Origin of the sequence: Vibrio nitrifigilis, assembly GCF_015686695.1 — a bacterium.
Taxonomy (GTDB): domain Bacteria; phylum Pseudomonadota; class Gammaproteobacteria; order Enterobacterales; family Vibrionaceae; genus Vibrio; species Vibrio nitrifigilis.
The window spans coordinates 403782-415741 of record NZ_JADPMR010000004.1; the positions used below are offsets into that span (position 1 = coordinate 403782).

An 11960-nucleotide genomic window follows, 5' to 3' on the forward strand; every position below is an offset into this window, starting at 1 on the left:
GTCGAATGGGAAGTTGTAGCGTGCTATTCAGAGCACGCTACAGCTCCTATGGCTTTGGGGTTATTAGTTTAACCTAGCGTTGGCATGCTGAACTCAGCAATGCTGTGTTCGCCATTTGGCCAACGTGTTGTAATGGTTTTCATACGAGTGTAGAAACGAACGCCGTCTGGACCGTGTACGTGTAGCGCACCAAAGATTGAACGTTTCCAACCACCAAATGAGTGATAAGCCATTGGTACAGCAACTGGAACGTTAACGCCGACCATACCTGCTTGTACACGCATAGTGAAGTCACGAGCGTATTGGCCATTAGTAGTAAAGATCGCGCTACCGTTACCGTATTCGCTGCTATTTACGATTTCAAGGGCTGTTTCATAATCTGGTGCGCGGATAATACCGAGTACAGGGCCGAAGATTTCTTCGCGGTGAATACGCATACCTGGTTTCACATCGTCAAATAGCGTACCGCCAACGAAATAGCCATCAGGGTATCCTGCCACTTCATGGTGGCGACCATCGACAACCAATTTAGCCCCTTCTTGTTCACCAATGTTGATGTAACCTAGCACTTTTTCTTGGTGAGCTTTAGAAATTAGTGGGCCCATGTCTTTGTCTTTTTGGCCTGGTTCAGGAATACCTGCACCAATTTGTAGAGCTTGTACTTTTGGTGTTAATTGGCTAATCAGTTTGTCTGCGGTGTCATCACCGACAGCAACAACAATTGGTAGTGCCATACAACGTTCACCAGCAGAGCCGTAAGCACCGCCCATGATGGCATCAACACAAGAATCAAGATCGGCATCCGGCATGACAATCGCATGGTTTTTCGCTGCGCCAAAGGCCTGAACGCGTTTACCGTGTTTACTTGCTGTGCTGTAAACGATTTCTGCAACAGCAGATGAACCAACAAAACTTACCGCTTGAATGCGTGGATCTTCAGAAAGAATCGCTGCACTGTCGTTAGGGCAGTGGATCACGTTGAAGACACCATCAGGAAGGCCGGCTTCTTTTAGCAGTTCTGCCATTTTCATGGCTGCAGATGGTGCTGTGACAGGTGGCTTCAAGACGAAAGTGTTACCACAAGCAAGGGCAACTGGGAACATCCACATCGGTACCATTGCTGGGAAGTTAAATGGCGTGATACCAGCAACAACACCAAGAGGTTGCATGACAGAGAAGCTGTCGACATTAGTACCTACGTTGTTCGAAAACTCACCTTTTAATAGGTGTGGGATACCACAGGCAAATTCAACAACTTCAATACCACGAGTAAGTTCGCCTTGAGCATCTGATAATACTTTGCCGTTTTCTTCAGAAATGATTTTTGCTAGTTCTGTACGATTTTCTTCGAGCAAATCTTTAAATTTAAACAGAATGCGTGCTCTGCGTAGTGGAGTCATTGCCGACCATGATGGGAATGCTTTGTCTGCTGTATCAATTGCAGCGCGAATTTCATCATCACTACTTTGAGTCAGTTGGGCAATCACTTGACCTGTTGCTGGGTTATAAATAGGTTCAGTTTTGCCTGTGTGGCTGACTTGAGTACGTCCACCAATAAAATTGCCGACCGTGTTCATATCTAGTTCCTTTTGTTTCGTTGTTTGGAAAATGCGTTATCGAACTGTGCGTTTTGGTTCTCGTGGTTGGCTTCATTCGAAAACGATGGTGATAATTTATTATTTCGAAATAAATATTTCAATATTATTGGTCATTAATTTGTTGTTTCATTTTTGGCTTTGTGATGATCCGCTCGTTTTGATGGGAAAAACGTTAAGATTAGACTTAATAGCAGAAATGAGCGGTTTTATGTGAGCCAAACCACTGTAATTATATGATTAATGTGGAAGTTATCGTTCTTTCTTATTTTGGGAGTGTGTTATATAGCGTATTCAAATCGATAAAAACGGGGACGATAAACTGAGTGAGGAACGAAAAATGGTCAAGGGAGATCAAAAGAATTGGGTCAAAAATGGAATGTTCATTAAGAAATGAAATGCAGCGATTTTCATTGTTGTCGTTAATTTTGGAATAAAATTTCTATTTTTAAAGCGGCAGACAGTCACAATTGTGATGCGTCTAGCTGAAATAATCAGTGCATACGTTATCATGGCAGTATGAATTAAGTGGTCATATTCCTTCCAATAGCCAAATTTCTTCAGCTCTGTTCTTCCTTATGCCTAAGTGAACTCCGAATATACGATCCTGTGCTCATCAAAGAATACAGTTTAAGAAAAATCACGGCATAAATGTCATTCTTTCGTTCGAAGTGTTCTGTCACTCCTAACACCCAAACAAAAGGTTAATTCTATGACTAAACACAAACACGTTACTTCTGCGATGTTAATGTCGGCCAAAAAGTGGGCGTTCTCTTCTTTAGCTGCGTTAGTGATGTCTAGCTATGGGCTGACTGTTCAAGCTCACAGTTATCAACCAAACCATGTCGATCAGTATACGGGTCATACCCGCATTTTTGTATTGTCTGATATTGGTAATGAACCCGATGATCAAATGTCGATGGTTCGCTTGCTGACTTATTCAAATGAGGTCGATATTGAAGGACTTGTCGCTACCACATCAGTTTGGCAGCGGGCAAAACGTGAAAAAGATACCATCAACCATATTATTGATGCTTACCAACAGGTTCGTCCTAATTTAATGCAAAATGCCCAAGGCTGGCCTACAGCCAAAGCTCTGAAGGCGGTAGTGAGTACCGGACAACCGGGATATGGTATGGCTGATGTTGGCAAAGGGAAGTTATCACAAGGGGCGAAAAACTTAATTGCTGCGGTAGACAAACAAGATGATCGACCTTTATGGGTGACGGTATGGGGTGGTGCAAATACCCTAGCGCAAGCACTCTACCAAGTAAAAGAGACGCGCAGTGCTGATGAATTGGCGGCGTTTGTGTCTAAACTTCGTGTTTACTCCATCTCTGACCAAGATGATGCGGGCCCATGGATTCGGCAACATTTCCCTCACTTATTCTATATTGTAAAACCGTCTTCTCCTGATGGCGGTGAGTATTCATCTGCAACGTGGACTGGGATTGCTGGGGATAAATATTATAAAAATGGTGCAGGTGCAGATTTCAGCCATGTGACCAATGAATGGTTGGAAACACACATTCGTAAAGGTCCACTAGGTAAACATTATCTGAAATACATGTTCATTATGGAAGGCGATACCCCTGCCTTTTTAGGCTTAACCCAAAATGGTCTAAACAGTTTTCGTAACCCAAGTTGGGGTGGGTGGGGTGGCCGTTATATCTACCGTCAACCTTATGGTGAACAGCATGCTATTTGGACTCAAGGGGGAGATTGGTTCAGCCGTATAACGTCTTCAGATACAGTAACAGGTATGGACGGTAAACAATACACCTCAGATCAAGCGACAATTTGGCGCTGGCGAGATGCGTTCCAAAATGATTTTGCGGCTAGAATGGACTGGACGGTCAAACCATTTGATGAGGCAAATCATCAGCCAGTGGCGGTTGTGAATAGTAATAGCTCTAAGGATGTGATTTATATTCAGGCGCAACCAGGGGCAACCGTCACTCTCGATGCTACAGAAAGTAGTGATCCTGATGATAACGATTTAACCTATCACTGGTTCAATTATAAAGAGGCGGGGTTCTCTGGGATCGCGAATCAACCGGGCATTGCAGACATCACCGTTCAGGATGCGGATAAAGCAAAAGCACGCGTGAAGATAAACCAAGCATGTCGTGAAGGATGGCTTACTTTACCCAATGCAACCTGTCCTAACGGAGGTGAGGCTCAAGTTATTTTGGAAGTGACTGATAATGGGCAGCCTCAATTGACCAGTTATCGTCGAGTGATTATTAAAGTCAAAAATGACTAGGGGTGATTCCTTGTCAAAATGGCACAAGTGATTGAAAAAAGAGGCATGATGATGCCTCTTTTTGATCTATTAATCGTGGGCTACCACTTATACTTGATAAGACGAGTTGGTCAGTTCAATAAGTCCGTAAAAAGGGAGGTTATGGTCTTTTTCGTACCAAAGGTTAAGTTTGGACTCAGCGAATTTGAAATCGTTACTTTCATTGAGCTGCCGTAAAATAACAGGCTTTAAGTGATCGTATAAAATACCCACAGGACCCGATAAAATCACGTCATGGATATCCCACACAGTAGTAAACTGCCCAATGATAAAGCCTAAGGCTTCACCTGCTTTGTTAACCACATCGATATACGGACGATTGCCTTCGGTTACCTGAGTTGAAATATATTTCAGTTGCTCTTTGTAATCGGCGCCAGGAATCGTTTTTCCCGTACTATCCTCGATCTGCTGAATGATAGCGCGATATGTGACATATGTTTCGCAGCAACCATGTGCACCACAATAACAAGGATTACCATCGCGTTTGTAGTTCATATGAGTAATTTCAGGTGCGGTACCATCAGGGCCGAGCATGATTTTATCATCGATACTGATCCCAATACCTACTCCATAGGCAAGCAAGAGATCAACAAAGTTGCGGATACGACTGTAGTTAATCTGTAATTGAGTGGTATTACAAAATGCAATGTTGAATATTTTTGCTGGACATCCAAGCTCTTGTTCAATCAAGTTTGCAAAATTGAAATGGCGCTCTTTAAATAATTGGCTCGAGTGAATGACACCGCTACGTTGCGCAATTTTGCCTTGTGTCGCGACGGTAACAATACGAAGCTCATTAAAAGGGACATGATGCTGACGGCACAGTTTTTTGCCATGTTGCTTAATGATCGCTACTAACTCTTTCGCTTCAAATACTCGCTTTTCTTTAGGTAGATCCCAAGAAATTTTTTCATGCCCTAATATCTTGTTGGTATGATCGATCAAAATGACGTACAGCCCTTCGATCGATAAGTGGCAACAAATGCTCACATTTTTACCTGCGACTAACCTTAATAGCGTTTTTGGTCGGCCTTTAGTGCATTTAGCGGTGCTTTCATGTTCAGGCACTTCTTCAACTAACTGTTGTGTTATGAGTTGTTGAGTGATCTTTGTCAGCGATGATTTAACTAAGCCGGTTTGATTGGCTAAATCAACTCGTGACAGAGGTTGGCGTCTGAGCAGTGCAATCACCTGGTTCTTACCGTTTATATCTGTCATTACACCTCTGTATCCATATCCATTGCGATGAGCAAAATTATGTTATTCATGAGAAGCACTATAACAGGTTTCGAACACTGTATTCTATTAGCAGATTAAAATAATAGGTAGCATGTCCCAATCCCGACAAATTATGTAATTTCAACTGGTTAGTTATATTTTGTGTGAGTTCTGGCGTGGCGTAAAACAAACAGAAAAGGTGGGCGTGATGCCCACCTCGGTTGAGTCTATGTAAGTGACTAACTTGAAAACAGTTTTCCCGCTCCTGCCTGCTTAATTAGTGTGGTTAGCTCGGCAACCGGTTTGAGTTGATAATGGTAGGGAAGTGACCATTTAGCCTGTTGCTTTAATCCGCAAGCATTCAGATCGAGCGGTTTATCATTAACGAGTGATCCGCTGTCAACCAGTTGGCCAAAATGTCCGTGACTTAAATCCTTATAAATATCACAAGGATTGGAGAGGTGAGCGACTTGGAAGAGATTGTTTTCTGACAATACTTTCCCTTCTGATCCCATGCCAAATGAATAACTGTAATGATAGTTTTTGGCGTCTTTATTACCGAAAAAGACGTTGTTGTATGCATGGATCTGACCAAACCTAACTCGAGGTGTACGTTGGATGACATTGCGGAACACATTGTCAACTAAGGTAACATGGAGTTTTCCTTGGTCTTGTTTGCCATTATGGTCGCTATGACCGATGAGCATGGTTTTGTCATGATTTTCAAACACAGAGTTTGAAATAGTCACATAATCGCTGCCTCGCTTTATATCCAATTCGCCATCATGTTGAACGTATTTCCATCCGTCTTTATGCTGATACATACTGTCGGTAAAGCTACCATCAGTAATGGTAATGTGATCAATCCACACATTGTTTGCTGTGGTAATGTTCATTCCGTCCCACTCGGCATTCCAGCCATCGCCTTTTTCGAAATGAGGGGCGACATCGACGGGCGTTTCAATAGCGATATTACGCACAATGATGTTATGCACTTTTTTTATAATCAGTGAACCATTTTTGAACCCAGCAGATTGAGTCATACCAATAATTGTGGTGTTGCTCGGAATTCTAATTTGAGAGCGCCGCTTTTGGTCGGCAAAACTGGTGTAGGGCTGACCGCCACTGAGGTCAATGCTAGCCTCAATCAGCAAGATTTTTGCTTGTCCCTTTGCTGAGTTAAGTGCTTGACGGAATGTATCGTTAGATGTGATGTGATAGATGTGCTCTGCGCTCGCTCGGGAGCCACCGCTGGTGCCACCATTCATGGCGGCCCAGCCATTGCTGGGCGCGCTTTGGTGAATAATCGCTTGGGTATTATCCGCTGCCAGCGCTGACGCTGAAACAAACGCAAGAGCCGCCAGTGCTGTATGAATACATGGTTTCCAAGCGAGAGATAAATAGTGTGTTGCCATGATTGATTCCGTTATGAATGATACCAAGTGCCACCAAGAACATGCTCAATGGTAAGTTGTTTGGCGGCTTTGTCACTTAAGATATGCTGTTTACCTGCTTTATTTGCTGCTGGGCCTGTACTGCCGTATTCATAAAAACGGGCATCCGTATCGGGATTAAACCAAATACGTTGTTTGTCTTTATCCCAGCCCGACATCTTATCCCAGCCATATAGGTGATCATCAAGATAGCAGTGGTAGTAAATGGTTGAACCTTTGGCGTTTGGATCGGCATAGCGTCCGTCGGCAAAGGTTCTGGATGGATGCCAAGGTCGTCCTAACCCAAAGCTATCGGCAGGAACATTGGCCTCTTTGGTAATGCGGCTATTAATAAACACCAACCCATACGGTTGGTTGATGTCCGTACTTGGCGCGGTAATGAAGCCCATTGTTGTCATTGGACGTGTTCTGGCGCGAGCCACAATGTTACATTGATCGAAAACGGCGACACCACCGCCAAAGATAAAATCCACGTTTCCTTTTACCGTACAGTGATTGAAATAACTGGTACTGTCGTGACGCACCAACAAAGTGTCTTGGTAGCCATCCAGAGTGACATTAAGAATTTTGGCTCTTTCCGCGCCATTGCCAACCGATAATGCCACCGCTTGTGAAGAGTTGATGCGAGTAGGATCATCTTTCGTTTTGACATCGTTCGCCGGGTAATCAAAGCTATTTTTTACCGTAAGATTTTTTAATGTCACATCATTGGCTTTGATGCGAATAACAAAACTTTTTGATGTACCCCAATGTTGGCCTTGTGGGTTGGTCATTCCTGATGCTGCGTCATATTGAACAATCGTTTTATCTTCGCTTTCGCCTTCTAGCGTGACGTGATCGACATTGACATCAAACTTTTCGTTGTACACCCCGTTTTTTATATAAATCACATAGTTTTCTTTGTTGCTGTTTTTAGCGGCTTGCAGTGCTTGAGTTATTTTGCTGAATTGATGTTCACCGTTGGGGGTAGGGGTGACTAGCGCATCGAATTGAGCTGGAGCAGCAAAAGCAAAGGTACTTGATAAAGCGCAGAGCAATGCTGCGGTCATTTGAATTTTCATTGTATGCCTCACGGTATACCTATCCCTGACAAGAGCTAGGTACCTAACGTAATAACGGGTTTTGTCGGTTTAGTAACAAAACCCGACAAGTCGTAAATAAGATGCTGAATTAAAAATAAAAATTAAAACCAGCGGTTAACTTCGCTTCTCGGTGATCGCTATCGGTCGCCAAGGCGACATCATCAACACCTAAGTAAGGCTGCCAATCGCGATTGACGCGGTAGGACAATAAAGCGCCTTGTTCATAATTGGAGCGCTTGTTGTCATATAACGTATAGTCAGAATCCTGATACTGAGCAGTGTAGGTCAACATCATTGCTTCGCTTAATTGGTAGCTTGCCCCGATTTTATATACATTACGATGCTGGTTTGGTTCTGATGTCGCGTCCTTTTTGTGCGTAAATTTACGCCATTCATATTGATAGCCAGTAAAGAACGCTAACTCATCGTTGATGGCATACCGGACTGCAACGCCAGGGATATAACGCGCGCCCGTATCTCCTGAATCGCCAATTTCACCGCTAAAGTCATAATCATCGCCGGCTCCCGTATAGAATTTCATACGAATACTTGGGATGATTGATAATTGCTCGTTAATAGCATATTGATAACTGGTATCAAAATATTCGCTATAGTTGGTAGGATCATCAAAGCTATCGCGCTTTTTATTAATTAAATTAGCCGCTATTTGAAAACGCAGACCGCTATCAAATTTATACGTTAGAGATAATTTGTCACTATGGAAACGATTCTCAAGTCGATAGTTGTGTTCAAAAGAGATATAACTCGTATCGGCCATAGATGTGATTGGTAATAAAGCTACAGCGGTAACTGGTAGCCATAATAAATATGATTTCATATTAAACTCCTACTAAAAATACCAGTTGAATCCAGCTTTTAAGCACGCTTGTTCTTGTGATGTTGAACTTGATACTGCTTTTTGATCAATTTCCATATAGGGAATAACTGATTTAAATCCTGTGTATTGCACTTTAAATTCGTTATATAAGTAGCCATGTTTATTATTAAACGCGTAATATTTAAGTGGCGTGCAACTATAACTGTCACAAGATTGGGGACTATTCGTATATTTTGAGTAGTCATATAAAAGAATGTATTGGAAACGCCAATTTTCGACGCCACGATAATCGATACCTGTTTCGAAACGGTGGGTTCCTATATTCCCTTTTGAAAGGTAACTGACCGATTCGGTTCCTTGGCTTGAATCGCCATTAATGTACATATCGCGAGTTTTGTAGCTGTCGGTACTTGCGTAGTCTCGAAATTGATAGCGGTAACGGACATAGCCACCCCAGTTGGTACTGAGTTTGCGATAAAGTGTAGCGCCAGCTAGGTATTGTAAGCTATCACTTTGGAAATCTATTTCAAATTGAGGGGATAGGTAACTTTTTTTATCAAGGATATAGCTCTTAGATAAAACAAACCCAGCACTACCACCGTAGTAGTTTTCGTAAGCATAATCAGAGTCGCGGGGGTAAATACCAAACTTCACCTCAAAGCCCCAGTTCTCTGGCGTTTTATGGACCAATTTGATTGAGTCACCATGGCGACGATTTTCAGTTTGATAGTTGTGTTCGTACTGCAAATAGGTTTTACCTTTTACAGTGTCGTCGACGTCCATCGCAGCGTAGGCCTGATTGATCATGAGCAGACCTAAACTTGTAAGGTATAGAGGTTTTATATTCATATAATCACCGATTAAATATTTTATAAAATCGCACAGAAATAAATTCTGAGCATAAAATCCATTAAGATGATGGCGATCATCTTTGGTTATTACTTTTAAGTGAAAATATTTAAGGTAATAGAGTCCCGCAGGAATTTAATTCCCTGAGTAACGGTAGGTTACTAATTCTATTTCCCGTCATGAATAAAAAATTCAATTAATGAAATAATAACAATATTATAATGAAACGTTGTTTTGTTTTATTTGTAATCTAGAGTTTGTCTGAATGAAAAACAACAGGTTTTATAGGAGAGTGTGATGTGGGATATATTATGTGTTCTGATGTATAAAAATAGTGAATCTATCTCACACAATGATTGAAAAAGAGTCTGTTTGTAAAGTAACGTCAACGTCATAAGTGTGAGCCTATTAACATCCTAAAGTTATCCGCATATTCAGAGAGTTAGCATGGGAGAAAAGACATATCTACAGCACATTTTGAGCAAACGCGACCATAATAGGAATCGTTAAGATGGATAGTGCGTTAGTGGCCAATTGTGCGGTCGTACAAAAGGATTGTTTACCGTAAATATCGCCAATTACAGAATAAACACTAAACATTGGCATCGAGGTAATAATGACTAACGCCAACTTCAAATCGTATGTGGCGGGTAACCATAGCCACAGCATAAACGCCGTCATTAAAGGATGAATAAAGAGTTTACCAACGGTGACGGCGGTTAATTGAGTGCGGTTAGTATGGCGTAGTTCAATGCCCGCTAATGAGCCACCGATGACAAAAAGAGCGACTGCAACTGCCGATGGGGCAAGGATCCCTAACGTTGAGTCTATTGCTGCAGGAACTTGTATATGGAGTAGGTTACCAACGACACCAATGACAATTGAAATCAATAGTGGGTTTTTGATGATGCGTTTGAGCAGTGATTTCAATTTACCATTTAACGCCTGTTGTGACTCAAGTGCACCGTAGTCCATTAAAATAAAGCAGAGTGGAACAATACATAAGTTTTCGACTAAAAGAGCCATGGCAAAAGCATTGACGGGTGGGTTATCAATTAATTGTAAGATAACGGGATAGCCAATGAATGAACTGTTTGGTACAACCATGCCCGTAATTGAAACCGCACTGTCGAGCTTGTTTAATTTCATCACACGAATATAGAAAAGCCAGCCTAACGCCGTTACAACCAAAGAGCTGCATAAATAAGCGGCAAGATAGCGCACGTTGAGCATCGCTTGTATATCAATACTCAACACCGTTTTGATGATCACTGCAGGCAGAGCAATATAGATGACATAACGTCCCATTTCAGACAAAGCCTGCTGCGACAATAATTTGAGCTTAGCACTCACATAGCCCACCAAAATAACCAGAAAGATGGGCAGGATGACAGAAAAGACAGTCAGCATAATGAGTCCTTATTATGTGAATGTAAGATGGTTAATCAGGCAAAAAAGATAACCGACAAAATAATTAGTTTGTAAGTGCTTGTTTGTTAGACAGTATACGCCCATCAATTGTTATTCCCAACCTAAGATAAATGGATTTATTCCCTACCAATAAGCAGACAAACAAAGCTTGTTACAAAACGAACATTGTTATGCATACCAACAACATAAATGGGATTAATGTTTTATAAGTAATTGAATTTTATGGTTTTTTATAGTTGGTACAATTTTCGCTCTATACCTCCTGAGTCTTAATAATTAAGGAGATAGACCCCATGGCAATTCGTCAATGTGCAATTTACGGTAAAGGTGGTATCGGTAAATCAACCACAACACAAAACCTTGTTGCAGCCCTCGCCGAGCTCGGCAAAAAAGTCATGATCATAGGATGTGACCCAAAAGCGGACTCTACTCGTTTGATTCTGCACTCTAAAGCACAAAACACCATCATGGAAATGGCAGCTCAAGCCGGTACTGTTGAAGATATCGAACTTGAAGATGTATTGAAAATTGGTTTTGGTGATGTGCGTTGCGTTGAATCAGGCGGTCCAGAGCCAGGTGTCGGTTGTGCAGGTCGTGGTGTTATTACAGCGATCAACTTCCTAGAAGAAGAAGGCGCGTATGAAGACGACCTTGACTTCGTATTTTATGACGTACTAGGTGACGTTGTGTGTGGTGGTTTCGCAATGCCAATTCGCGAAAACAAAGCCCAAGAAATTTACATCGTGGTATCTGGTGAAATGATGGCGATGTACGCCGCGAACAACATTTCTAAAGGTATTTGTAAATATGCAGCAACCGGTAGTGTGCGTCTTGCTGGTTTGATCTGTAACTCTCGTAATACTGACCGTGAAGATGAATTGATTGAAGCATTAGCAGGCCGAATCGGTACTCAAATGATTCACTTTGTTCCACGTGACAACATTGTACAACGTGCCGAAATTCGTCGTATGACTGTTATTGAATACGATACCAAATGTAAACAAGCTGACGAATACCGCACTCTTGCGCAAAAAGTCATTGATAACAAACTCTTTGTTGTGCCTAAACCCGTCACTATGGACGAACTTGAAGAACTGCTAATGGAATTCGGCATCATCGATGAAGAAGACGAGTCCATCATTGGTAAGAAAGCTGACGAAGCTGTCGCATAAGTTAAGCGCTTCATTG

At 42.0% G+C, this 11960-nt stretch carries 9 protein-coding genes; 2 read left to right on the forward strand and 7 right to left on the reverse strand.

The window, feature by feature from the left end; all coding sequences use genetic code 11:
- Nucleotides 1-68 precede the first annotated feature (68 nt).
- Complete coding sequence (locus I1A42_RS18070; RefSeq protein ID WP_196124299.1) at nt 69-1577, reverse strand: CoA-acylating methylmalonate-semialdehyde dehydrogenase; 1509 nt, start codon at nt 1575-1577, stop codon at nt 69-71.
- A gap of 730 nt (nt 1578-2307) precedes the next feature.
- On the opposite strand from I1A42_RS18070, the gene I1A42_RS18075 reads away from it, so the two are divergent.
- Nucleotides 2308-3861, forward strand: coding sequence for a DUF1593 domain-containing protein (locus tag I1A42_RS18075; RefSeq protein ID WP_230389651.1), 1554 nt, complete (start codon nt 2308-2310; stop codon nt 3859-3861).
- An 87-nt stretch (nt 3862-3948) separates the two neighbouring features.
- Here I1A42_RS18075 and I1A42_RS18080 read toward each other — a convergent pair whose 3' ends face one another.
- The 6 genes from I1A42_RS18080 to I1A42_RS18105 form a co-directional block, all read right to left on the reverse strand.
- Entirely contained in the window at nt 3949-5118 is a 1170-nt protein-coding gene (locus I1A42_RS18080; protein ID WP_196124300.1) for an ROK family protein, read from the reverse strand.
- Nucleotides 5119-5357: 239 nt separating this feature from the next.
- The gene (locus tag I1A42_RS18085) at nt 5358-6533 is read right to left on the reverse strand and encodes a pectate lyase family protein (protein ID WP_196124301.1); all 1176 of its coding nucleotides are present in this window, start codon (nt 6531-6533) and stop codon (nt 5358-5360) included.
- 11 nt (nt 6534-6544) lie between these two features.
- Nucleotides 6545-7633 carry a pectinesterase family protein gene (locus tag I1A42_RS18090; RefSeq protein WP_196124302.1) on the reverse strand — a complete coding sequence of 363 codons (1089 nt, stop codon included), beginning with the start codon at nt 7631-7633 and terminating at the stop codon, nt 6545-6547.
- Between the two features lie 109 nt (nt 7634-7742).
- Nucleotides 7743-8492, reverse strand: a complete 750-nt coding sequence (locus I1A42_RS18095; RefSeq protein ID WP_196124303.1) for an oligogalacturonate-specific porin KdgM family protein — start codon at nt 8490-8492, stop codon at nt 7743-7745.
- Nucleotides 8493-8504: 12 nt separating this feature from the next.
- Entirely contained in the window at nt 8505-9341 is an 837-nt protein-coding gene (locus I1A42_RS18100; RefSeq protein WP_161154328.1) for a hypothetical protein, read from the reverse strand.
- A 465-nt stretch (nt 9342-9806) separates the two neighbouring features.
- The gene (locus I1A42_RS18105) at nt 9807-10751 is read right to left on the reverse strand and encodes an AEC family transporter (protein ID WP_196124304.1); all 945 of its coding nucleotides are present in this window, start codon (nt 10749-10751) and stop codon (nt 9807-9809) included.
- A gap of 314 nt (nt 10752-11065) precedes the next feature.
- Here I1A42_RS18105 and nifH point away from each other — a divergent pair, with 314 nt between their 5' ends.
- On the forward strand, nt 11066-11944 hold the full coding sequence (nifH, locus tag I1A42_RS18110) for a nitrogenase iron protein (protein ID WP_161154327.1): 879 nt from the start codon (nt 11066-11068) through the stop codon (nt 11942-11944).
- Nucleotides 11945-11960 lie beyond the last annotated feature (16 nt).